Origin of the sequence: Bacteroides sp. AF29-11 (assembly GCF_003602895.1) — a bacterium.
GTDB lineage: Bacteria > Bacteroidota > Bacteroidia > Bacteroidales > Bacteroidaceae > Bacteroides > Bacteroides uniformis.
This window is the reverse complement of the sequence record NZ_QTLY01000011.1, coordinates 38,214-62,315: the sequence shown is the minus strand read 5'-3', so window position 1 is coordinate 62,315 and position 24,102 is coordinate 38,214. Positions and strand designations below refer to the sequence as shown.

The following is a 24,102-nucleotide window of genomic DNA, read 5'->3' as shown; positions in this document are numbered from 1 at the left end:
AGTTGCGCTCATATATGCTCAAAAGATTTTTGAGCGGGTTTAAACCGAACAGAAAGATAAGTGATAAGTTTGTCAAAGAACTAATTGAGATAGCTACCTCTATAGGGCAGCATGAATATCTTAAACGCTATGTGATTTTATAACGAACCATTTCTTATAAAAGAAGCCCTAAAAAACAGCGATTTTACTTAAAAGGATTGCCCTGAAAACTATGTTGAAAACTGCAAATGAAAGGGATGTTTTGCCGATAACCACAAAGGGCGTGTTGAATTCTGCAAATGCCATTGCTATAATCGACGATAGGCGCGCAGAAAACAACGTGAAAAAGAATAAATAATAGAAGTAGATTATAATTTATCAAAGAAATAATAACAGCATCATCAGAATAGGAATCGACTGCTGCTGTTGCTTTTTGTATATCTACACGAGTCTGGGAGTAATGAAAAGGCTTGTGGCTGAAAGCAATCTGTTTGTCGCCGTGGTCCGGTCGAAATGCCACACTTCATCGTCCGGAATGCCACACCTCACCACCCGAAACCTGTGGCATTTGGGGCGATAAAGTGTGGCATTTGGGACGATGAAGTGTGGCAGTGCGCGGCACTGCCTAAATAATGATTTAAATTTCACCACGGAGGACACAGAGGACACGGAGGTTTTTAATAAATTCAAATCCGTAGTATCTGTCATTCAGAGGGCTTTAGCCCGAAGAATCTCTTCTCCTTGCATACAATGCGCTATCTTAATAGAGGAGTAGACACGGCTCTTTCATTTAAGGGAGTTAGAGGAGTTATCGCCCTTAAATGATAGTTTTAGCTCATAAAAAGAGAAAGAACTCCGTGTCCTCTGTGGTGAAATAAATTCCCATTAACCCATCGGTGGTATTTATGCGGAATCATAAAAATACTATCCATCGCACTTCTTTTTCCGTTTGGGTTTGTTATATTTGTGTGTGTTTATAAACTCTAAAATATCAATGTATGAAAAGCTGGAAAGTAGAAGCAGCCATCATAGCCGTGGGGCTGCTTTTGTTGGGAATCATGGTAAAAGGCGGTATCAACAATTTTGTGAATAAGGATCGTGTGGTCAGTGTGAAAGGGCTGGCCGAAATGGAAGTGCCTGCTGACAAGGTAGTCTGGCCTCTTGTCTACAAAGACATAGGTAATGACCCTGCACTGCTTTATGCCAATATGGAGAAGAAAAACGCTGCCATCGTGAGTTTCCTTGAAAACAATGGTATTGAGAAGGAGGAAATCAGTATTGCACCGCCCGAAGTGATTGACATGCAGGCCGAACGTTACGTTGACCGCAACGTGGCCTATCGTTATAATGCCACGTCTGTCATCACTGTCACTTCCAAGAATGTGGATAGGGTGCGTAAGCTCATGTCGGGGCAGGCTGAACTCTTGAAGCAGGGTATTGCCATCACGGGAGGGGATTATAAATATAATGTGTCTTATGAATTCACCGGTCTCAACGAAGTGAAGCCCAGAATGATAGAGGAGGCCACGAAGAACGCTCGTGCTGCAGCCGAGAAGTTTGCCAAGGATTCGGACAGTGAACTGGGGAAAATCCGCAATGCCTCGCAAGGGCAGTTCTCCATAAGTGACCGCGATGCCTATACTCCTTATATAAAAAGCGTACGTGTAGTGACTACTGTGAACTATTATTTGAAGAAATAACGAACTCGTCCGCATCTTTCCAAGCGGGAAACTTTAGCCTGAACTCCTGCAGGGAGGAAAGGTTGAGGGAGGCGGTGGCAATCGCCTCTTCGTTGTCGGGCACAGTGGCAAGCACTTCCCCCTTCGGAGAGTAGACCACACTGCCTCCGCTGTGTGGAATGTCTCTGCCGTCCTTGCCGATACGGTTGACACCGCAGACATAACTGATGTTTTCCAGCGCGCGCGCTTGCAGCAGGATGTCCCAGACTTTCCGGCGGGGAATGGGCCAGTTGGCGACGTAAATCAGGAGGTCGTATTCATTGCTCGTATTGCGGCTCCAGACCGGGAAACGAAGGTCATAGCATACAAGCAGCAGTATGTTCCAGCCGCGATATCGGATGATGGGACGCCGGTTACCGGAGGTGAAATGTTCTGTCTCGTGCCCCATCCGGAAGAGGTGGCGTTTGTCGTAATAGTAAGTATTGCCTTCGGGCGTAAGGAAGAATGCGCGGTTGTAGTAGGATGGCTTTCTGCCTTCCGAGGCTGTTTCGCAGGCAATATAGCTGCCGGCAAGAGCAAGCCGGTACTCTTCGGACCATTGGCGCAGTGTTGCGATGGTTTCTCCCGTTGTGGGTTCGGCCAAGCTGGCGGTGTCCATACTGAAGCCGGTGGAGAATGTTTCCGGTAAAACAACAATCTCCGTTGTTCCACGAAGAGTTTCTAACTTCTCGCGGAGACGACGGAGATTTTCTTGTTTATTTTCCCAGACGATGTCTGTTTGCAAGATGCTTATTCGCATGGCATTAATGCTTAATACCTGATTAGATATTTCCTAAATCAAAATTTTCGGGATTTTTTCCTTTAAAGTTCTTGAAGTACAGTTTTATCTCGCGCATATCCTTTTCGATGTCTCCGGTAGGCATGACAGCCTTGGTAGAGGAGATGGTCTTGGAAGGATAATCAATCCCGATAAGCATGATGGGCACTTGTGCTTTAAGTGCTATGTAATAAAAACCTTTCTTCCAGTTGGGATTGGCTTTACGGGTTCCTTCCGGTGTAATAGCCAGGTGGAAATGCTTGCTGTTTGCAAACTTTTCGGTCATTTGGTCCACTAAGGAAGATTTACGTCCCCGGTTCACCGGAATGCCGCCAACGGCTTTGAATATCAGTCCCAGAGGAAAAAAGAACCATTCCTTTTTCATCATGAAACTGGTCTTGCGACCGATGGCACCATAAAACAATTTACCGATAAATAAGTCCCAATTGGAAGTATGGGGTGCCGCACAAATTACACATTTGTCGTAGTCGGGCACCGTCACGTTTGTCTTCCAGCCCAGCAGGCGATAATAAATGAAGCTATAAAAGGCTTTCTTCATCTTATTTCAGTTTGCCCATTGCGTCAATAATTTCGTCTACTTTTGCATTGAAGTCAGCACGAAGTTTTTTGTAGAAACCTTTTACATTTCCTGGCTCGGTGTGGCTGATGCGGCTTATGAATTCATCTTGCATTTTCAGAATTTCAGCCATCAGTTCATCGGCTTTTTGTTTGTCTGTTCCAGGCACATATAAGCTGTTTACAAGACACTCTGTGAACAATTCACCTGCAATATAGTTTATATTCTTCTTTAGTTCTTTTCTACTTGCCATAATCTTTACGTTTAAAATGAATAATCTGAATTATTTTCGGTAAAGATAATGTTTTTCTTTGTTAGTGTAGAGCAAAAAAGGGTTTTTATGTGTTTTTAATTTAGTAGTTTTGTGGAATTATTCCACAAACTGTGGACACATTCCACAGGGAAAAATGGAGGATGCCACCATGAATAAAGAACTGCCGTCTGCTTTTCTGCTTGATATATAGTTTGTTAGACGTAATGGATGAGATGGTGATAGATTGGCATCGGATTTGCTTTAATAGAAAGAAACAGGGTTAAATTTAATATACAAACAAGCATGAGACAGTTTTTTACGAAAAAAGAATTGAAACTAAAGAAGAAGAGGTTGCTGATGATGGTTGCCTGCATGGCGGTATTGTTGGCAGGTTACGTTATTCTGACTTGGCCTAAGAAGGTGGAATCGGAAGCTCCTACCGTGATTGTGGAATCTGCGGAAAAAGGAGATGTGGAGATATATGGCGAGTACGTGGGACGTATTCGCGCTCAGCAGTTTGTAGAGGTACGTGCGCGTGTGGAAGGGTATTTGGAGAATATGCTTTTCGCAGAAGGAACATATGTCACCAAGAACCAGGTACTTTTTGTGATAAACCAGGACCAGTATAGGGCAAAGGCTGACAAAGCTCGTGCACAGTTAAAGAAGGATGAAGCGCAGGCATTGAAGGCAAAGCGCGATTTGGAGCGTATCCGCCCCCTCTATGCGCAGAACGCTGCCAGCCAGCTGGATTTGGACAATGCCCAGGCTGCTTACGAGACTGCAGAAGCCTCAGTAGCGATGAGCCAGGCCGATTTGGACCAGGCTGAATTGGAATTGGGATATACGTTGGTCCGTTCTCCGCTATCGGGACATATCAGTGAAAGAAATGTGGATTTGGGAACATTGGTCGGACCGGGAGGCAAGTCCTTGCTGGCTACGGTTGTGAAAAGTGATACGGTTCTGGTAGATTTCAGCATGACGGCATTGGATTACCTGAAAAGCAAGGAACGGAATATCGATATAGGGCGTCAGGACTCTACACGTTCCTGGCAGCCGAACATTACGATTACTTTGGCGGATAATACCGTCTATCCTTATAAGGGCTATGTGGATTTTGCCGAACCTCAGGTGGACCCTCAGACCGGAACATTCTCCGTGCGTGCCGAAATGCCGAACCCTAACAAAGTGTTGTTACCGGGGCAGTTTACAAAGGTTAAGCTATTGCTGGATGTACGTGAGGGTGCTGTCGCCGTTCCTCAAAAGGCGGTTACCATTGAGAAAGGTGGTGCATATATTTTTGTGATGCGCCGGGACTCTACGGTTGAAAAGCGTTTCATTGAACTGGGACCTGAATTTGGCAACAATTGGGTGGTTGAGCGTGGTCTGGTTGCCGGAGAACAAATTGTGACTGAAGGTTTCCACAAGCTGACTCCGGGTATGAAAGTACGTGCCCAGGCTGCCGTTCCTAAAAAGGAGGAAGAGCAGACGAGTGATTCTCTGAACAAGCAGGTTGTTTCCGAAACGAAGCAGACTACTCCGGCTGAGAATAAATCAAAGGACAACAACCCTTCAAAGTAATGATGTTATGAAAGTAAGTTTCTTTATAGACCGCCCGGTATTCTCGGCGGTGATATCGATTGTGATTGTAATTGTCGGTATCATTGGCCTGACCATGCTGCCGGTAGACCAATATCCGCAGATAACGCCTCCCGTAGTGAAAATCAGTGCTTCCTATCCGGGAGCCAGTGCATTGACTGTTTCGCAGGCGGTGGCAACCCCTATCGAGCAAGAGATAAACGGTACTCCCGGTATGCTGTACATGGAGTCCAACAGTTCTAATTCCGGAGGATTTTCAGCTACGGTCACTTTCGACGTGTCTGCCGACCCGGATTTGGCTGCCGTAGAAATACAGAACCGTGTGAAACTGGCGGAGAGCCGTTTGCCAGCCGAAGTGATTCAGAACGGTATTTCTGTGGAAAAGCAGGCTCCCAGCCAATTGATGACTATCTGTCTGACTTCCAGTGACCCGAAGTTCGACGAAATTTATTTGAGTAACTTTGCTACTATCAATGTACTCGACTTGTTGCGCCGTATCCCCGGTGTGGGACGTGTTTCCAACATCGGTAGCCGCTACTATGCCATGCAGATATGGGCGTTGCCCGACAAACTTGCCAACTTCGGACTGACGGTGCAGGATTTGCAGAATGCCCTGAAGGACCAGAACCGTGAGTCTGCTGCGGGTGTTTTGGGACAACAGCCGGTGAAGGGACTCGACATTACTATCCCTATCACTACCCAGGGACGTTTAAGTTCGGCAAAGCAGTTTGAGGACATTGTGGTCCGTGCCAATGCCAACGGTTCCATTATCCGTCTGCGCGATGTGGCGCGTGTTTCATTGGAAGCATCTTCATATAGCACGGAGAGTGGCATCAACGGTGAGAATGCTGCCGTTCTCGGTATCTATATGCTTCCCGGGGCCAATGCAATGGAAGTTGCAAAGAGCGTAAAGGCTGCTATGGAGGAAATCAGTGCAAATTTCCCTGAGGGGATGAGTTATGAGATTCCCTTCGACATGACGACTTATATTTCCGAATCCATTCACGAAGTGTACAAGACGTTGTTCGAAGCGCTGATTCTGGTGGTGCTGGTTGTATTTCTATCCTTGCAAAGTTGGCGTGCGACGGTGATACCGATTGTTGCGGTACCTATTTCCCTGATTGGTACCTTCGGTTTCATGCTTATTTTCGGTTTCTCTCTGAACATACTGACTTTGCTTGGATTGATTCTCGCCATCGGTATTGTGGTGGATGATGCCATTGTGGTGGTGGAGAATGTAGAACATCTTATGGAGACGGAGAAATTGAGCCCGTATGAAGCTACCAAAAAGGCGATGAACGGATTGGCAAGTGCCTTGATTGCCACATCATTGGTGCTCTGTGCCGTGTTTGTGCCGGTAAGTTTCTTGAGCGGAATCACCGGACAGTTATACCGTCAGTTTACCATTACTATCGCCGTTTCCGTATTGCTTTCTACGGTAGTGGCCCTGACGCTTAGTCCCGTCATGTGTTCGCTCATATTGAAGCCCGACAGTGGAAAGAAAAAGAACATAGTTTTCCGCAAAATCAATGAATGGCTGAACTTGGGCAATCACAAATACGTGGCTGTCATTAACCGGGTCATCAGGAATCCCCGCCGCTTGATGAGTGCGTTCGGCCTGGTACTGGTTGCCATTTTCATTATCCACCGGTTGGTGCCTACCAGCTTCCTGCCGGTAGAAGACCAGGGCTATTTTAAGATAGAGTTGGAGTTGCCGGAAGGTGCTACTTTGGAGCGAACCCGTGTGGTGACCGACCGTGCCGTGCAATACTTGGAGAAGAATCCCTATGTGGCCTATGTGCAGAACGTGACGGGTAGCAGCCCCCGTGTGGGTAGCAACCAGGCACGCAGTGAGCTGACGGTTATTCTGAAACCGTGGGAAGAGCGTAAGGGGATTTCCATCGATAAGATAATGGAGAATGTGGAGCAGGACCTGAAGGAATATCCCGAATGCAGGGTCTACCTTTCCACACCGCCGGTCATTCCGGGATTGGGTACCTCGGGAGGTTTCGAAATGCAGCTTGAGGCGCGTGGAGAGGCGACGTTTGACAACTTGGTGCAGGCGGCAGATACGCTGATGTATTATGCCCAGAAGCATAAGGAGCTGACGGGGCTTTCATCATCCTTGCAGTCTGAAATACCGCAACTTTATTTTGATGTGGACCGTGATAAGGTGAAAATGCTGGGTGTGCCCCTGGCGGATGTATTCTCTACCATGAAGGCCTATACCGGTTCAGTATATGTGAATGACTTCAATATGTTCAACCGTATATATAAGGTGTATATCCAGGCCGAGGCTCCTTATCGTGAGCATAAGGACAATATCAACTTGTTCTTTGTAAAGGCAAAGGACGGAGTGATGGTGCCGCTTACTTCCTTGGGAAATGCCTCTTATACCACCGGTCCGGGCAGTATCAAGCGTTTCAATATGTTTACCACTGCCGTCATCCGCGGTTCTGCGGCACAAGGCTACAGTTCCGGCCAGGCAATGGAGATTATGGAGCAGATTGCACGTGACCACTTGCCGGACAATATCGGTCTGGAGTGGAGTGGCCTTTCCTATCAGGAAAAGAAGGCGGGAGGACAGACGGGTCTTGTGCTTACGCTGGTATTCCTTTTCGTATTCCTCTTTTTGGCTGCGCAATATGAAAGTTGGACGGTGCCTATCGCTGTATTGCTTTCACTGCCGGTTGCCGCTTTGGGTGCCTATCTGGGCGTTGTGATATGCGGATTGGAGAATGATATTTATTTCCAAATCGGCTTGGTGATGCTGGTGGGGCTTGCGGCAAAGAATGCCATTTTGATTGTGGAGTTTGCCAAGGTGCAGGTTGACAAGGGAGGAGACTTGATACAGTCTGCCATCCATGCTGCCCAACTCCGTTTCCGGCCTATCCTGATGACTTCCCTCGCCTTTGTATTGGGAATGCTTCCTATGGTGTTGGCAAGCGGACCGGGCTCGGCGAGCCGTCAGGCCATCGGTACGGGTGTTTTCTTCGGAATGATATTTGCCATTGTATTCGGTATTGTGCTTGTACCGTTCTTCTTTGTCCTGGTATACAAGACAAAAGCCAAAGTGCAGCATAAGATTAAGAAAGACTGATTTTAAAGACAACGTTTATGAAAAGAAAGAACATATATATTATTTTGTTGCTGAGTATGTTTGCCCTTACCTCATGCAAGGTGGGCAAGAGCTATGTGCGTCCGGAGATGGCATTGCCGGATAGCCTGGCACAGCAGCAGGATAGCATGAGCATAGCCGATGAACAGTGGCAGGCAGTTTATACGGACAGCACGCTGCGTGCTTTGATAGACCGTGCTCTGGAATATAACAAAGACATGCTGATTGCAGCTTCCCGTGTCAAGGAGATGGCTGCCCAAAAACGTATCAGTGTTGCCAACCTTCTGCCGCAGCTCACCGGAAAGGTGGAGGCTGAGCGCGAGGTGGAGAATTACGGTGGTCATAGCCGTGATGTAGGCAATACTTACGAAGCCAAGGCGTTGCTCTCTTGGGAACTGGACCTTTGGGGAAACTTGAGATGGAAGAAAGTGGCTGCTGTGGCCGAATATTTGCAAAGTGTGGAGGCGCAGCGTGCGTTGCGCATGACCATCGTTGCCGAAGTGGCGCAGGCTTATTATGAGCTGGTAGCCCTTGATACGGAACTGGAGATTGTGCGCCAGACACAAAAGGCGCGTGAAGAGGGAGTGCGCTTGGCGCGTATCCGTTTTGAAGGAGGGCTGACCTCGGAGACCTCTTATCAACAGGCTCAAGTGGAGTTGGCTCGTACGGCTACTCTTGTTCCGGATTTGGAACGCCGTATCTCTCTGAAAGAAAATGATATATCCTTCCTTGTGGGGGAATTCCCTACCCGTATCAAGCGTGTCAATTTTCTGCAGGAACTGGATGTGCCGGAGTTCTTACCGGTAGGTCTGCCTTCCGATTTGTTGGAACGTCGCCCCGATGTCCGTGTGGCAGAGCAGCAGTTGAGGGCTGAACATGCCAGAGTGAAAGTTGCTTATACCAATATGTTCCCCCGTTTGGCCCTGACCGGACAATTTGGATTGGAAAGTGATGTGTTATCCAATTTCCTGGAATCTCCCTATTCCTTATTGAATGGGGCAGTCTTGGCACCACTTTTCGGTTGGGGAAAGAACCGTGCTGCATTGAATGCACAGAAGGCTTCTTTTGAAGCCGAAGTGCATAGCTATGAAAAGACAGTGCTGAATGCTTTTAAGGAAGCGAAGAATGCCATTGTAGATTTCAATAAGATAAAGGAGGTCTACCAACTGCGTGCCAAACTTGAACGTTCTGCCAAGGGATATGTGGATTTGGCACAGTTGCAATACATCAACGGTGTCATCAATTATATGGATGTGCTCGACGCCCAGCGTGGTTATTTCGATGCCCAAATAGGAGTGAGCAATGCCATCCGCGACGAACTTATTGCCATGGTAAATGTCTATAAGGCGTTGGGAGGCGGCTGGCAAACCGAATGACGTGTGATTAAAGAAAACAGTAAGGGCGTGTATATACCATCAAATATTCGGTATATACACGCCCTTGTTCTATAATTGGCTTATTTCATCTAGGATTCTGTAGTCTCCTTGTCTTCTTTCTTTTCCTTTGCCTTTTCTACTTCAAGAGCTACGTTTACGGCATTCATGCCTTTAAGGCCACGTTCAAGGTCGAACGTCACAATATTGTTTTCTGCTATATCTGTCAGCACATTATTAATGTGGAAAAAGTATTTTTCGACCCCGGATAAGTCCTTGATGAAGCCGAAGCCTTTCGACTCATTGAAAAACTCGATACGTCCTCTGCGGATGACCGGTTCTTCCTTGTCTTTTTTGGGAGTTGATATGACGATTTCTTCCAGCTTTATTTCTTCTTTGGGAGCGTTTTCTGCCGGAGGAGTAGAGGTTATCATGCCGTTTTCGTCAACATAGGCAATCATATCTTCAAAGCTGTTGGCTTTGTTGGATAGTTTCTTTTCTTCTTTCTTTTTCTGTTTTTCAGCCCGTCGGGCGAGTCTTTTCTTTTCATTTTCACGCTTGTCTGCGGAGATGGATTTGGCCATGTATTTTTATTTATTGAGTTATAAAAAAAGCAGGGGGCATTGTTACAACACCTCCTGCTCTTGTCAGTAGTTAAGAATATTAATATCTTCTGGAGTTGTAACCGCCTCTTCTGTCGCGATTGCCGCCATTGGAAGGTCTTTCTTCTCTGGGGCGTGCAACGTTTACTGAAATCTGTTTGTGGTCAAATTCAGCACCGTTCAATTCGTCAATGGCTTTTTGGCCTGCTGCATCGTCCGGCATTTCTACGAAACCGAAACCTCTGGATCTTCTTGTTTCTCTGTCTGTAATGATTCTTGCAGAAGAAACTTCTCCGTACTCTGAAAATAAATCGCTCAAATCAGCGTCTGTTGTGCTGAAGTTTAAACCTGAAATGTAAATGTTCATTTGAAATTTTAATTAATTGTAATTATTAAATTGGAGTATGGAGAATAATTATGGAAGAGACCGCCTAATAATAGTTGTATATTAAAAGAAGAACAATGCGATAACGACTCGTAACTCAAACTTTGCGGCAAAGATAACACAATAAATCAGTTAATTGCTTTCTTCTCCTTTTTATTTTAGGATAAAAAACGATAAATGTCATTTTATACATTATTTCGGCCTCTCGTTTGCATATCTTACGAAAAAAAGCGAAATTTGCGACGCTTTTAAACGGAACTTTACTAACACCTTTAAATAATTAAGAGAAATGACTAAAAGTGCATTGCAAATTGCAAGGGCTGCCTATCAGCCCAAACTTCCGAAAGCGCTGAAAGGAACTGTTAAGGCTGCAGAAGGCGCAGCTACTCAGTCTGTTGCTGACCAGGAAGAAATCAAGAAATTGTTCCCCAACACGTACGGAATGCCTTTGATTAAGTTTGAAACTACCGATGAGGTGGTTAACTTCCCCGCAATGAACGTGGGTGTTATCCTTTCCGGTGGACAGGCTCCTGGCGGTCACAATGTGATTTCCGGTATTTTCGACGGTATCAAGAAGCTGAACAAAGACAGCAAATTGTATGGCTTTATTCTGGGCCCTGGCGGCTTGGTTGACCATAATTATATGGAACTGACTGCTGACATCATTGATGAATACCGCAATACGGGCGGCTTTGACATCATCGGTTCGGGCCGTACCAAGCTGGAAAAGGAAGAACAGTTTGAGAAAGGTTATGAAATCCTGAAGGAACTCGGCATCAAGGCACTGGTAATCATCGGTGGCGATGACTCCAACACCAATGCTTGCGTACTGGCTGAATACTATGCTGCCAAGAATTATGGCGTGCAGGTAATAGGTTGCCCCAAGACCATCGACGGTGACTTGAAGAATGATATGATTGAAACTTCTTTCGGTTTCGATACGGCTTGCAAGACTTACTCTGAAGTAATCGGCAACATCCAACGTGACTGTAACTCTGCCCGTAAATACTGGCACTTCATCAAGCTGATGGGACGTTCTGCTTCTCATATCGCTTTGGAATGTGCATTGCAGGTACAGCCCAATATGTGTATCATCTCTGAAGAGGTTGAAGCTAAGGATATGTCTTTGGACGACATCGTGACCAGCATTGCCAAGGTTGTTGCTGAACGTGCAGCCCAGGGCAACAACTTCGGTACGGTTCTTATCCCCGAAGGATTGGTTGAATTCATCCCGGCCATGAAGCGTCTGATTGCTGAGTTGAACGACTTCCTTGCTGCCAATGCAGAAGAGTTTGCTCAAATTAAGAAATCTCACCAACGCGATTATATCATCCGTAAACTCTCTCCGGAGAATGCTGCCATTTACGCAAGCTTGCCCGAAGGCGTGGCTCGCCAATTGTCTCTGGACCGCGACCCGCACGGAAACGTACAGGTATCTCTGATTGAAACTGAAAAGTTGCTGTCCGAAATGGTGGGTACCAAGCTGGCTCAGTGGAAAGAAGAGGGCAAGTTCGTAGGCAAGTTTGCTGCACAACACCACTTCTTCGGTTACGAAGGACGTTGCGCTGCTCCGTCAAACTTCGATGCTGACTACTGCTACTCTTTGGGTTATGCAGCATCTGCATTGATTGCTAACGGAAAGACCGGTTACATGTCTTCTGTACGCAACACTACTGCTCCTGCCGAAGAATGGATTGCAGGCGGTGTGCCCATCACTATGATGATGAACATGGAACGTCGCCACGGTGAAATGAAGCCGGTTATCCAGAAGGCTCTGGTGAAGCTGGACGGTGCTCCGTTCAAGGCATTCGCCGCTCAGCGTGATCGTTGGGCTATGGAAACAGACTATGTTTATCCGGGTCCTATCCAGTACTTCGGTCCGACAGAAGTTTGTGACCAGGCTACGAAGACTTTGCAGTTGGAGCAGGCTAAATAAGTTGACGCATCAACTAGTTGACAATAAAACGGAGGGGCGGTTCATTCCGCCCTTTCTTTTCATTTACTCATGGCAACCAAGACCTCCACAAATTCCCGGCGCAGAACTGCTGCCGTTCGTCGTTCTTCCTCTCCCTCTTCGCGGAGTAAGAAGAAAACGCAGCCGCGTACCATGCCCGTATGGTTACGTAATTTTTGGGCGGTCTGTATCATTCTTGTTTTTTCTACTGGCTTTTACTGGTTTTTCATTCGTCCTTATGCTTATCGCTGGAAGCCTTGTTATGGTCAGAAAGGCTATGGTGTATGTATGCCTTGCAACTATGAGGTGCATGGTATAGACATATCCCACTATCAGGGAAAGATAGATTGGGAACTTCTGACACATAATAGAGAAGCCAAATTTCCTATCCATTTTATTTTTCTGAAAGCTACCGAGGGTGGCGACCATGGTGATGATACGTTTACGCAGAACTTCGGCCAGGCGCGTAAATACGGTTTTATCCGTGGTGCCTATCATTATTTTATCCCTAAGACCGATGCCCACAAGCAAGCCGATTTCTTTATCCGTACCGTGCAGCTGGTAAAGGGAGACCTGCCTCCCGTACTCGATGTGGAGACTACCGGCAAGCAGTCACCGCAGGAACTTAAAACGGCAGTCAAGACTTGGCTGGATAGGGTAGAGGCGCATTACGGCGTAAAGCCTATTCTTTATACTTCCTATAAATTCAAGAAACGCTATCTCAGCGATTCCATTTTCAATGCTTATCCTTATTGGATAGCCCATTATTATGTAGATTCCGTGCGCTATGAGGGCAAGTGGCACTTTTGGCAGCACACCGATGTAGGCACTGTGCCCGGTATCGAAAAAGAGGTGGATTTGAACGTCTTTAACGGGACACTGGAAGAGTTGCAGGCGCTTACATTGCAGAAGTAATCCGTCGTTACTGTCTTTCATCTGTCCGATAGTGGACATGTGTTCATTTTCGGACACAGGCTTAGTTTCGTTTTTCTTTGATAATCTGATTGTTGGCAGTTTGGTCTGTCTTTTGCTTTTTATCATACATTAATATGTATCTGTATGATAGGAAAATACTTGCAACAATCTTTTATGATGCTGAAGCAGCAACCCTTGTTCAGTTGCTTCTATATTGTCGCTACCGGACTGGCTATCTCTATGGTCATGGTACTGGCTGTCTTGTATTATATAAAGATAGGGGATATCTATCCTGAGACCCATCGTAGCCGTATGCTTGTTGCATCTTCAGCTCATATGCAATATACAAAAGATACGGACTGGAATACTACCTGGAAATTTTCCATCCCTTTTGTAAAGGATTGCTTTTACTCTTTGGAGGGAGTGGAAGCTGTGACTGCCGTGAGCGATGCCGATAGCTGGTTTGTGAAAGTAGGGAATGTGAAGCGTCCTCTTTCAGCACTTGTGAAGCTGACCGATACCGGCTTCTGGAAAGTATTCGATTTTTCCTTCATTTACGGACAACCTTTTACTGATGCCGATTTTCAGAGTGGCATGCGTACAGCGGTTATTTCGGAAGATATGGCTCGCCGTGTTTTTGGAAAAGGGGATGCCGTGGGGGAGTATATCAAACTGAATTATACGGATTACCGTGTATGTGGGGTCGTGAAGTCGCCAAGCTATGCCATGAAGCTGAGTTACGCGCAAGTCTGGTTGCCTTATACCTGCCAGCCTGCCTATGTGAGAGACAATAACCAGTGGGGAGTAATCGGACCGTTTCAGGTGGCAGTTCTTCTGCCCTCGGCAGCAGATGCCGACCGGGTGAAATTGCAGGTAGATGAATATGTACGCAAATTCAATACTCTGCCGCATGATGATTATCATCTGGTGATGCACGGTCAGCCTTATCTTTATTGGAAGACGCTGTTTTATGTCAATGACATGGACGACTTGGATTTCTTTGTGATAGTCCGGCAAATGGGATTGTGGCTGCTGATGCTGTTGTTAGTACCTGCACTCAATTTGTCAGGAATGATTTCCTCGCGCATGGAGCGCAGGCTTCCTGAGATGGGAATACGGAAAGCATTCGGTGCTACCGGGGAACGTCTTTTCTCACAGATTGTATGGGAGAATCTTTTGCTGACGTGCTTGGGAGGCATTATGGGGCTGATACTCTCTTTCAGCATGGTGTACTTTGCTAAGAGTTGGTTGCTGACCATGCTTGACGGAGGAACGCAACCGTTACCGGACAGTGTTCAGATGAGCATAACGACGGATATGCTGTTCAATCCTACCTTGTTTGCAGTTACGTTTGTGGTTTGTGTGGTACTGAATTTACTTTCGGCATTGATACCCACCTGCGTGGCTTTGAAGAAAGATATTGTTTATTCGCTCAGCCGACAAAAATAATAAGTTATGTTACAACAAATCATGAATATGCTGTGGAACAGCCGTCGGCACAATCTGTGGATTATGCTGGAACTGGTGGTGATAACGATAGTCAGTTGGGCTGTTCTGGACCCGTTGTTTGTCTTGACATACAACCAGTCCATCCCGAACGGTTACGATGCTGAAGGACTCTACCGTCTGGAGGTGACGCGTAATAAGGCGGATACACTTTCCGTTCCTGCCCGGGACTTTGAACGGATTATGCAGGGATTGCGCCATCACAAGGACATTGAGTCAGCTACATGTGTGCTGTCCGGAGCCTATCCCAGTTCTCCGGGTAATAATATGAATAGAGTTTTTAAAGATTCAGTAGAGGTACGCATGACGTATATTCCCTTTTTTACGAACTCCGGCTTTTTCCGGACTTGGCGTTTCCGTTCGGCTAAGGATGGTGCTTGGGAGACACTTGAGAAGCTGGAAGTTCCCAAAGGCAGCGTGATAATGTCGGAAGATGCCGTCATGTTGCTTTCCGAAGGCAAGGATTTGATCGGGCAAAGCGTGTACAGTACTTATGATTCCACGGAAATTCGTGTTGCAGGAATCATGAAGCCTATTAAAATGCGGAACAGTATGCAACCTTATCTGGTACGCTTGGTTTCCTATGGAAATGAAGAACAGATGCCCTCATGGGCCTTTGATAGCGGGCTGCGTATATTTTTCCGGACAAAGGCGGATGTTTCCGAAGGGCGTTTTATAGAAGAATTCATGTCGTGGGTGGATGATAACCTTTCGTCCGGTTCGTTGGTGTTCACGAAACTGACTCCTTTCCATGAAGTGCAGCGTGAAAGTGATTTGCAGGAAGGAGCTACGAACGAGATACGGATGAAGTATGCTTTGGCCTATTTCTTCATGATAAATTTGCTGTTGGCTGTAAGCGGTACCTTCTGGCTGCATACACGGACTCGCCGCGAGGAAATAGGTATCCGCCTATCCTATGGAGCCTCTCCCGGAGGTATCTGCCGAATGTTGATAGGAGAGGCTTTTATCATGACAACCATAGCTGTCTTTGTCGGTTGTTTCTTGTATTTCCAGTGGGCCTATTATGAAGGATTCTATACGCTGGATGACGGCGTGCCGGGATATGGCGACCTTTACCTGACCAATCATTTCTTTGCACATTTCTGCATCGTATCACTGCTGGTATATGTGGTGATGATGGCGGTGACATGGCTTGGTGTATACATTCCAGCGCACAGTATCAGCCGTATATCGCCGGTAGAAGCGTTACGGGATGAATAAATGCTCATTTTCTGAACTTCACCGCTGCCCATCGGTTCTTCTCACGATGGTGGACAAAGTGCAGTCCGTTACGTTCGGCTTCTTCGCGGATGACGGGAATGTCATCTATGTAGAAACCGCTCATCAACAACTCCGCTCCGGGATTCATGCGAGCTATGTAGTGCTTCATGTCCGCCAGGAGGATATTGCGGTTGATGTTGGCGATAACCATATCAAACGGACCTTTGCTTTTCAGAGAGGAGGCATCGCCTTGGGATACGGCAATGTTGTCCACTCCATTCAATGCTATATTTTCGAGGGAGTTACGCACGCACCATTCATCTATGTCGATAGCCGTACAAGGAGAGGCTCCACGCATGCGTGCCAGTATGGCAAGGATGGAAGTTCCACAACCCATATCGAGCAGTGATTTGCCTTGCAGGTCACTGTCCAGCAGTTCGCCGATGATGAGGCTGGTGGTCTCGTGGTGCCCCGTGCCGAATGCCATCTGCGGATTGATGACGATGTCATATTCAGCCTGGGGAACATCATTGTGGAAAGTGCTGTGGATGACACAGCGGTCTCCGATGACGATGGGCTGGAAGAAGTTCTTTTCCCATTCTTCGTTCCAGTCTTTATCTTCGGCTTCCACATAGCTGTATGCTATTTGCGTGTCGGGCAGGGGGAAGTCGGCAAGTGCCTCTTTGAGGACGGTTTCGCTATAAAGGTCTTTCTGTATGTAAGCGGTGATGCCGTCGGTCTGCTCGACAAAACTTTCAAAGCCGGCTTCGCCCAAGACGCCGGAAAGTACATCGTTGACTATTTCTGTGCACGGAACGGTGCGGAATGTAAATTCTAAATATTTCATCGGAATATGATTGTTTGTTAAATACAGAACATGATTTTTAGAAGCAAACCAGTTTCTGCGTATATTTGTTTATCTTTCTGCAAAGGTAATGCAAACCGAGGGTAGAATAAAACGAACGTGCTCTTTTTTATCCGGCAGGGACTTTGATTTATTGAATGATAGGGTATTTAGGGAATTCCCTATAAATCTTTGGGGAAAATCTGCTGCATGGGATAAAATCCGGCGTTATCTTTGTGACGTGAAGAAATAGATAAACGTAAAATCCATAAACCAAACTAATATGAAAAAGATTGTTTTTTTATCGCTTTTTGCCTTGTGCCTTCCATGGACACTGGTGGCACAAAGTATAGATGACGACCTTTACTACACTCCTTCCAAGAATAAGGAAGAGAAAAAAGAGGAGGTGAAGCGGGAGAAGAAAGTCGCTGCTCCCGTAGAAGAGATTGTAGTAAAGTCGAATGTACCGACCACTGTCTATTCATCGCCGGGAAGTACCACTGTTGTTGTAAAAGACCGTAAGGGAAACACCCGCGATGTGGACGAATATAACCGCCGTTACGACTCCCGCGACAATGATTTTGTGATGGAGAACGATACCCTTTACATCAATGAAAAAGAAGATGACGGCTTGGACGGCGAATGGGTGAACGGTGAGTTCGAAGGTTCGCAGGATGATTACGAGTATGCTACCCGTATTATCCGTTTCCGCAATCCCCGTTATGCCATCAGCATCAGCAGCCCACTGTATTGGGATGTGGTCTATGGCCTGAATTCCTGGGATTGGAACGTGTACACCGATGGTCTGTATGCATACGCTTTCCCTACATTCACCAACCGCTTGTGGTGGGATTGGCGCTATAACTCTTATGGTTGGGGCGGTTATCCTTACTATGGCTGGGGATGGAACAGCTGGTACGGTCCGAGCTGGAGCTTTGGCTGGGGCGGCTGGTACGGCGGTGGCTGGTGGGGACATCACCATCACTATCATCCCGGATATTATCCCGGTGGCGGTGGTCATTGGGGAGGCGGCCATTGGGGAAATGCATATACCAATAGACGTTCTTATGGTCCGAGCCGTTCTTCATATGCCGGAAACAGAGTATCGTCTTCCACTTCCCGCCGTTCTTCTGTTGTAAATGGAGGGCAGACTGTACGTCGTAGCAGTACTACTTCCGGTCAAGTGAGACGTAGTAGTACCGGTACGTCAGCCCGTCGGGTGGTGGGTACAAGAAGTTCGTCTACAGTTCGTTCGGGTTCTTCTGCAACTCGCTCAAGTGTAAATCGTTCGAGTGCAGCTTCTACCCGCCGTTCCACTTACACCCGTCCAAGCAGTACGCGTAGTAGTTCATATAATAGCAGTGTAGAAGGAGTTCGCAGCAGTCGTTCTTCCGGTGTACGTTCTTCTGTTGGAACTTCAACACGCAGCAGAACTTCATCGACTTATAACAGAGGTTCAAGCACTGCGCCGACACGCAGCTATTCTAATGATAACAATCGTAGCAGCAGTCGTTCATATTCTGCTCCTGTACGTTCATCCGGTAGCACCCGTTCTTCTTCCAGCTTCTCTTCAGGCAGTAGCTCACGTTCCAGTTACTCCAGTGGTGGTGGCGGTGGTGCCAGTCGTTCCAGTGGCGGCGGTGGTTCCAGAAGACGGTAAGTATAAGTATGTTTTAATCTAACAAGACTAAGAATTATGAAGAAGATAACCATGATAGCCCTTGCTATGTTTACAGCTGTAGGCGCAGGGGCACAGACAATATATGATGCAACGAATATTGCACAGAAGGAATTGAATGGAACCGCCCGTTTTGTCGGAATGGGCGGAGCTATGGGAGCATTGGGTGGTGATATTTCTACCATAGGAACCAATCCTGCCGGTATCGGTATTTATCGTAGCAATGATGCTATGCTTACCTTTGGCTATTCAATGACGGGTACAGAAAGCAATTATGTAGGTAATAAATTTGAAACGAACAAGAACCGCTGGAGTTTTGATAATGCCGGTTTTGTGATAGCTTCGAAGATAGGCAATCATACTCCTTTGCGGTATGTGAATTTTGGTTTTAATTACCACAAATCAAAGTCATTCTATAAGAATATGACGATGCAGGGGTTGATGGGAAGCATAGATAATCAATATGTATCTCAAGTGCGGAGTATGGCGCAGCAGGCTACGGATGCAGCTTATGCGTTCTATCATCGTCCTCAATATGATTACCCGGATCAAGGAGCTTATTTGGACTATGGGCGCAAGGATATTTATCAACATAATTATGCTGGATGGCTGGGGACTATGGGGTATCAAGGTGCACTTGTTCTTGAGGATATAGAAAGTGAGGACTATAATACTTATCCTCCTTATATTCCTTCCGAAGCGGATGCTTATTTCTTGTCGCGTGAGCGTGGCGGTGTTGACCAATATGATTTCAATATCTCCTTCAATATAAATGACCGTTTTTACTTTGGTGTTACTCTGGGTGCTTATGATGTGGATTACAACAAGTATTCCCTTTATGATGAAAAGTATGCCTATACATTGGAAGGAGATACACATGTTTATGATGACGAAGGTTATTCCTTGGAGAGCTTTAATCGTATACATGGTTCGGGTTTCGACTTTAAATTCGGCGCCATTTTCCGGCCGATTGAAGATTCTCCGCTTCGTATAGGTTTAGCTGTGCATACTCCTATCTATTACAAACTGACTTATACTACGGGGGCATTACTGACTTCGGATTTGTATTTGCCTGATGATGCGGGGAATGAACGTCTTACTCGTACAACTGTAGATACTTATTCTGCATTGGGCGGTAGAGACATGGACCGTGACTTTAAACTGCAAACCCCGTGGGTGTTTAACGCCAGTTTAGGCTATACGGTAGGTAATAATCTGGCTTTGGGAGCTGAATATGAATATGAGGATTACTCAAGCATGAAGTTCAAATATCCTGAAGGTGATGAGATGGCATGGGAAACGGGTGAGGCTGACCTCTGTATGAAAGGGGTAAGTACGCTTCGTTTAGGAGCAGAATACAAGCCGATACCTGCTTTCTCTCTGCGTGCCGGTTACAATTACAGTACTGCAGCCTATAAAAAGGATGCTATTAAGGCATTGCCTTCCAATTCTATAAATACAGATACGGATTTTGCCAATAGCAAATCGATGAATACTTTCACTTTAGGTATCGGTTATCGCTTTTCTTCGTTTTATGCGGATTTGGCTTATAAATTCGATACTTATAAATCTGATTTCTATCCGTTTTATAATGATATAAATGGCTTGGTAACACCGCCAACAACGGAAGTTACCAACACTCGCAGTAAAGTGCTATTTACATTGGGCATGCGTTTTTAGAAGAACAATTTTTATTGCAGATAACCTTTCATTGTCAATACCTTAGGGTATAAAAGAACTCCCCGGAATGTACAAATACATTTCGGGGAGTCTTGTGTTATAGGGGAGGGATTACAGATACCATGCCACGCCAAATGAATAGGGAGATACTTCCGGTCCCTTGTTTTTTTGGAATAATCCGTATGTGGAATAGCGCAGGTAAATGCCGATATTACCATAACCGGCTTGTGCCAGCAGATTTATGCCGACGGGCTGCACATACATACCTTTGCCTACGGTTTTCTTCTTGCCTCCGTTGATGTGTGAGAATGACTTCACGCTGTGACGTATCTCAAATTCGGGACCGGCATTGAAGAACACTTTGTTTCTTCCCACTCTTTGCTGCCATTCCATCAATACGGGTACACGGAAGAAGAAATGGCGCAGACGGCTTTTATTGTAACTGGTGTCTTCGTTGCCTGCGGTGAAGATGCTGGTTCCGTTTTCCTTCAGCAAGGCATAGTTACCGTCGATATTGAAAGAACGGTATCCCCAGCTGACTCCCAGGTTGATTCCCCAATGCGGGTTCTTCTTGAAGTTGTGATATACGGAGAGGATGTTGAAGCCGAATTCCCATGACTTGGATAAGTCGAGTCCCATCTTGTCGCTTGCTCCGAAGGAAAGGAAGTCGTTAGCCAGCCGGCTGTAGCCAATATACAGACCGGAACAGTGCGGTTCGTAAGCATTGTATCTTCTCTTTTTGGGGATGAATGGCAGTGCGTCGAGGAAAGTGCGCTTGTCTGCATCCACTTTCTCGAGATAGACTCCTTCATAAATTTGTACTTCTTTCTTTTCTCCGTCTTCCAACTGCTCTTCGTACACCTTGATGCGCATGTCTCCTTTTCCTTTCCGGATGATGATGGAGTCGCCTTGTGTCTGTACTGTAGCTTTCTGTTCAGGGTCAGTCTGTTGTTGTGCTGCCATGCGGCCGGCCGGCACAGCAAGCAGGCAGGCCAAAATCATAATTCTGGTTTTCATATCGTATATTGTTTTTAGTGTTATTCCGATTTGTAAAGCATATCCATCATTTCCTTTTCACTGAGCAGACCCTCTATGTAAATCAAAGTGCCCATGGAGTCTTTTCCTATCTTGAAAATGATGTAGCGGTTCAGCTTCTTTCCATTGCGTTCCACCTCTTTCAGTTGGTAATAAGCGCTACGCAGCACACCGCTTTCCATTACCTCCTGCGCCTTCTTTGCGTTATCTTGCTTGTCGTGTACAATGGCCTGCTGAATTTCCCGGCGATAGGGGGATACATTCTTGAACACAAGGCTCTTGTAGGTAGTCATGCGGTAAGATTTCAGGATACTGCCGTTCAGTTCTACCCTGGTCACGTCCTTTTGCTCGCCATACTTGCTGAATAGGTCGGCTATTTGCAGTCTCTCTTGTGCATGTACAAAGGCTGGCAGGCAAATCAGCAGGGAAAAGAGGCACAGACTACGTATGCAAATCAGTATAGATGTTTTCATAACCTTGTTATATTAGTGTTGAAACAGTAAGTTGCTTAAATCTTCATCCGTGAAGCTGGCGTTCTGCAGGGCTTCTAGTGCTTTGGCTTCCACCAGTTTCTCGTCTGTATACCGCTGGCCGTCGATGACGACATAATTTTCGGGAACACCGGAAAGCGGAAATATAATCTTAGCTACCCCGAGAAGCAGGAGCAATCCGGCGGCAATGCCGCTGACAGCATAGAATGTGCGATAGAGACGGAAAGGCTTCCGCTGTGCGGGTACTTCCTTTGCCGATTCTGTTGTTACGGATTTTTCCTCTGTCGGTTCTGCCATTGAAGTTGCTTCCCGGTTCAGATAAGCGAATAGGGGGCGGTACGTTTGCAGGTGCTCCGGCACTTCCTCTTCGGTAAAGAAACGGCGCAGTTCACGCTCTTCTTCGCAGGAAGTTTCCCCTTCGAAATATTTATCCAGCAGTTCATCTATCTTCATGGCTCATTTCTCCTTTCTTTTCTTTCTTGTATGGTTCGCAGGTAAACGTCTCTCACTTTCTTCCGGGCTCTTGACAGATTGCTGCGGATGGCTTCCGGTCCGCATCCCGTGATTTCGGCGATTTCGTCCGTTTCGTATCCTTCGATGTCCTTCATCCGCATGATGGTGCGTTGAAGATTGGGCAGCGAGTCGATGATTTCGTGCATCAGGTGGATTTCATCTTTGATTTCCAACAGCCGTTCCGGTGTTCCGGTGGGGGATGCCGCCTGCACTATGTCGAGAGATAGGGTGTCGTTGCGTTTGCAGCGCCACATATCTATACAGATGTTGTGCGTCAACGTCATGGCAAATGCTTCGATGCTCCGGTATTGCTCCAGTTCAAGCCTTTTGTTCCATAGCTTGAGCAGTACCTCCTGGACGGCATCTTCTGCATCCTCCGGTTCGTCGGTCAACTTCCGTGCATAGTTCAACAGCTTGGCACGGAGTGGAAGAACGGTTATTTTGAATTCTTTGAGTTCCATTTACACAGATAAGACGAATGGGAAATACAAACGTGACATTGTAAAGTGAAAAAAGTTGGAATAAAAAAAGGGACTTACTAACATTAGCAGTCCCTTTTCTTCACATTACTATAAAAGTATAGGATTATTTCTTGAAATAGCGGTTGTACAGACCTTCGAAACCTTTACCGTGACGGGCTTCGTCCTTAGCCATTTCGTGAACGGTGTCATGGATAGCGTCGAGGTTCAATGCTTTGGCACGGGTAGCGATACGCTTCTTGTCTTCGCATGCACCTGATTCTGCGTTCATTCTCTTTTCGAGGTTTGTCTTGGTGTCCCATACGCAGTCACCCAGCAGTTCAGCGAATTTAGCAGCGTGTTCTGCTTCTTCCCAAGCGTAACGCTTGAAAGCTTCTGCAACTTCAGGATAGCCTTCACGGTCTGCCTGGCGGCTCATTGCCAAGTACATACCAACTTCTGTACATTCGCCCATGAAGTGGTTGTTTAGGTCCTTAATCATTTCGTCGTCGCAACCTTTGGCTACGCCGATTACGTGTTCGTCGGCAAATACCAGCGGGCCGTCAGCTGTTGCTTCTTCAACTTCTACGAACTTGCTTGCGGGAGCTTTACACAATGGGCACTTTTCGGGAGCTGCATCTCCTTCGTATACGTAACCGCATACAGTACATCTAAATTTTTTCATTTTCTCTCAGATTTTAATTAGTTGAATTAGTTATTCTTTGTTGTTCTTAAACGTTCTTCTTCTATGCAATGTTTACAGATTCCTTTATAATAGTAGTGGATTTCCTGCACATCGTGCCCGTCCATATCCATGTCGACCACTTTCTTGATGTTGTTATTGCACATCAAGTCATAAATCTTTCCGCAACGCTTGCACAAGAAATGACCGTGCGGGCTGGTATCGGCATCATAACATGTGTTACGCTCGTCGATAGTCAGGGTTTGTGCGGCACCTTGCTCGCTCAGTAGTTTCAAGGTATTGTATACCGTTGTTTTAGACAGTGTCGGTATGGAGGGAGACAGTGCCGTATAGATTTCATCCACCGTGGGATGCGTACGATGCTCTATCAAGTAATTCATGATGGCTATGCGCTGTACTGAAGGCTTGATATTATGATTCTGCAATCGTTTTACTACATCCATATAATCTAAAGTTTCAAACTTGTAATTATTACATTTTTAATTCACTTGCAAAGATAGGAAGTTCCTATAATTCTCCAAAAGATTTTTGGAAAATTTTTAGTTGCGGTCATTAAAATTGTTTATATATGTTCCTCTTCTTGTAGGCAGGTTGCCGTATTTTTGCCATAAAAGCGAAGGCAGGATGCACCCCGGCTTCAGTCGGTTTCTCGTGCCGATATAGAGAAAACGTTTTTCTCTTATCTCTCTTAATCAGAATTTTGCCGTATCTTTGCACCGAATAAA

Annotated in this window: 22 protein-coding genes; 10 read left to right on the top strand and 12 right to left on the bottom strand. The window is 46.2% G+C overall.

Annotated features, from left to right (window positions below; translation table 11 throughout):
* The first annotated feature begins 977 nt into the window (after positions 1–977).
* On the top strand, positions 978–1,679 hold the full coding sequence (locus tag DWZ03_RS18025) for an SIMPL domain-containing protein (protein WP_016273396.1): 702 nt from the start codon (positions 978–980) through the stop codon (positions 1,677–1,679).
* Here the strand turns inward: DWZ03_RS18025 and DWZ03_RS18020 are convergent.
* The 3 genes from DWZ03_RS18020 to DWZ03_RS18010 are packed head-to-tail and all read right to left on the bottom strand — an operon-like array spanning position 1,651 to position 3,305.
* Entirely contained in the window at positions 1,651–2,457 is an 807-nt protein-coding gene (locus DWZ03_RS18020) for an amidohydrolase (protein WP_005826667.1), read from the bottom strand. The two genes, DWZ03_RS18025 and DWZ03_RS18020, sit on opposite strands and share 29 nt — an antisense overlap.
* 22 nt (positions 2,458–2,479) lie before the next feature.
* Positions 2,480–3,034, bottom strand: a complete 555-nt coding sequence (locus tag DWZ03_RS18015; protein WP_005826663.1) for a 1-acyl-sn-glycerol-3-phosphate acyltransferase — start codon at positions 3,032–3,034, stop codon at positions 2,480–2,482.
* Position 3,035: 1 nt separating this feature from the next.
* On the bottom strand, positions 3,036–3,305 hold the full coding sequence (locus DWZ03_RS18010; protein WP_005826660.1) for a hypothetical protein: 270 nt from the start codon (positions 3,303–3,305) through the stop codon (positions 3,036–3,038).
* A gap of 303 nt (positions 3,306–3,608) precedes the next feature.
* Here DWZ03_RS18010 and DWZ03_RS18005 point away from each other — a divergent pair, with 303 nt between their 5' ends.
* Genes DWZ03_RS18005 through DWZ03_RS17995 form a run of 3 tightly spaced genes read left to right on the top strand, consistent with a single transcriptional unit; the run spans position 3,609 to position 9,395 of the window.
* Positions 3,609–4,883 (top strand): efflux RND transporter periplasmic adaptor subunit, encoded by a 1,275-nt coding sequence (locus DWZ03_RS18005; protein WP_005826657.1) that lies wholly within the window; start codon positions 3,609–3,611, stop codon positions 4,881–4,883.
* A 7-nt stretch (positions 4,884–4,890) separates the two neighbouring features.
* On the top strand, positions 4,891–8,001 hold the full coding sequence (locus tag DWZ03_RS18000; RefSeq protein ID WP_120130489.1) for an efflux RND transporter permease subunit: 3,111 nt from the start codon (positions 4,891–4,893) through the stop codon (positions 7,999–8,001).
* Between the two features lie 17 nt (positions 8,002–8,018).
* The gene (locus tag DWZ03_RS17995) at positions 8,019–9,395 is read left to right on the top strand and encodes an efflux transporter outer membrane subunit (RefSeq protein WP_057088121.1); all 1,377 of its coding nucleotides are present in this window, start codon (positions 8,019–8,021) and stop codon (positions 9,393–9,395) included.
* Between the two features lie 89 nt (positions 9,396–9,484).
* Here the strand turns inward: DWZ03_RS17995 and DWZ03_RS17990 are convergent, their stop codons facing one another.
* Both DWZ03_RS17990 and DWZ03_RS17985 read right to left on the bottom strand, forming a co-directional pair.
* The gene (locus DWZ03_RS17990; protein WP_120130488.1) at positions 9,485–9,976 is read right to left on the bottom strand and encodes a cold-shock protein; all 492 of its coding nucleotides are present in this window, start codon (positions 9,974–9,976) and stop codon (positions 9,485–9,487) included.
* Between the two features lie 79 nt (positions 9,977–10,055).
* Complete coding sequence (locus DWZ03_RS17985; protein WP_057088124.1) at positions 10,056–10,361, bottom strand: RNA recognition motif domain-containing protein; 306 nt, start codon at positions 10,359–10,361, stop codon at positions 10,056–10,058.
* Positions 10,362–10,668: 307 nt separating this feature from the next.
* Between DWZ03_RS17985 and DWZ03_RS17980 the strand changes: the two genes are divergently transcribed.
* The 4 genes from DWZ03_RS17980 to DWZ03_RS17965 all read left to right on the top strand — a co-directional run bounded on the left by DWZ03_RS17980 (position 10,669) and on the right by DWZ03_RS17965 (position 15,975).
* On the top strand, positions 10,669–12,315 hold the full coding sequence (locus tag DWZ03_RS17980; protein ID WP_005826644.1) for a diphosphate--fructose-6-phosphate 1-phosphotransferase: 1,647 nt from the start codon (positions 10,669–10,671) through the stop codon (positions 12,313–12,315).
* A gap of 69 nt (positions 12,316–12,384) precedes the next feature.
* Positions 12,385–13,248, top strand: coding sequence for a glycoside hydrolase family 25 protein (locus tag DWZ03_RS17975; RefSeq protein ID WP_080650792.1), 864 nt, complete (start codon positions 12,385–12,387; stop codon positions 13,246–13,248).
* A 144-nt stretch (positions 13,249–13,392) separates the two neighbouring features.
* Positions 13,393–14,697, top strand: a complete 1,305-nt coding sequence (locus DWZ03_RS17970; protein WP_016273402.1) for an ABC transporter permease — start codon at positions 13,393–13,395, stop codon at positions 14,695–14,697.
* Positions 14,698–14,703: 6 nt separating this feature from the next.
* Positions 14,704–15,975 (top strand): ABC transporter permease, encoded by a 1,272-nt coding sequence (locus DWZ03_RS17965; protein ID WP_016273403.1) that lies wholly within the window; start codon positions 14,704–14,706, stop codon positions 15,973–15,975.
* Between the two features lie 4 nt (positions 15,976–15,979).
* Here DWZ03_RS17965 and prmA read toward each other — a convergent pair whose 3' ends face one another.
* Positions 15,980–16,822, bottom strand: coding sequence for a 50S ribosomal protein L11 methyltransferase (gene prmA, locus DWZ03_RS17960; RefSeq protein ID WP_057256391.1), 843 nt, complete (start codon positions 16,820–16,822; stop codon positions 15,980–15,982).
* A gap of 280 nt (positions 16,823–17,102) precedes the next feature.
* On the opposite strand from prmA, the gene DWZ03_RS17950 reads away from it, so the two are divergent.
* Positions 17,103–18,479, top strand: coding sequence for a hypothetical protein (locus tag DWZ03_RS17950; protein WP_120130487.1), 1,377 nt, complete (start codon positions 17,103–17,105; stop codon positions 18,477–18,479).
* A gap of 36 nt (positions 18,480–18,515) precedes the next feature.
* Positions 18,516–20,177, top strand: a complete 1,662-nt coding sequence (locus DWZ03_RS17945) for an OmpP1/FadL family transporter (RefSeq protein WP_044468198.1) — start codon at positions 18,516–18,518, stop codon at positions 20,175–20,177.
* 111 nt (positions 20,178–20,288) lie between these two features.
* Here DWZ03_RS17945 and DWZ03_RS17940 read toward each other — a convergent pair whose 3' ends face one another.
* The 6 genes from DWZ03_RS17940 to DWZ03_RS17915 all read right to left on the bottom strand — a co-directional run bounded on the left by DWZ03_RS17940 (position 20,289) and on the right by DWZ03_RS17915 (position 23,820).
* Positions 20,289–21,194: an outer membrane beta-barrel protein gene (locus tag DWZ03_RS17940; RefSeq protein ID WP_120130486.1), complete on the bottom strand. Its 906-nt coding sequence runs from the start codon at positions 21,192–21,194 to the stop codon at positions 20,289–20,291.
* 20 nt (positions 21,195–21,214) lie between these two features.
* Positions 21,215–21,685, bottom strand: a complete 471-nt coding sequence (locus tag DWZ03_RS17935) for a DUF4252 domain-containing protein (protein ID WP_005826627.1) — start codon at positions 21,683–21,685, stop codon at positions 21,215–21,217.
* A 12-nt stretch (positions 21,686–21,697) separates the two neighbouring features.
* Positions 21,698–22,156: a hypothetical protein gene (locus tag DWZ03_RS17930; RefSeq protein ID WP_005826626.1), complete on the bottom strand. Its 459-nt coding sequence runs from the start codon at positions 22,154–22,156 to the stop codon at positions 21,698–21,700.
* Complete coding sequence (locus tag DWZ03_RS17925; protein ID WP_005826624.1) at positions 22,153–22,677, bottom strand: RNA polymerase sigma factor; 525 nt, start codon at positions 22,675–22,677, stop codon at positions 22,153–22,155. Before DWZ03_RS17925 ends, DWZ03_RS17930 begins: the two co-directional genes overlap by 4 nt.
* Before the next feature lie 124 nt (positions 22,678–22,801).
* Positions 22,802–23,359, bottom strand: a complete 558-nt coding sequence (locus DWZ03_RS17920; RefSeq protein WP_005836026.1) for an NADH peroxidase — start codon at positions 23,357–23,359, stop codon at positions 22,802–22,804.
* A gap of 26 nt (positions 23,360–23,385) precedes the next feature.
* Positions 23,386–23,820, bottom strand: coding sequence for a Fur family transcriptional regulator (locus DWZ03_RS17915; RefSeq protein ID WP_005826619.1), 435 nt, complete (start codon positions 23,818–23,820; stop codon positions 23,386–23,388).
* Positions 23,821–24,102: the final 282 nt, after the last annotated feature.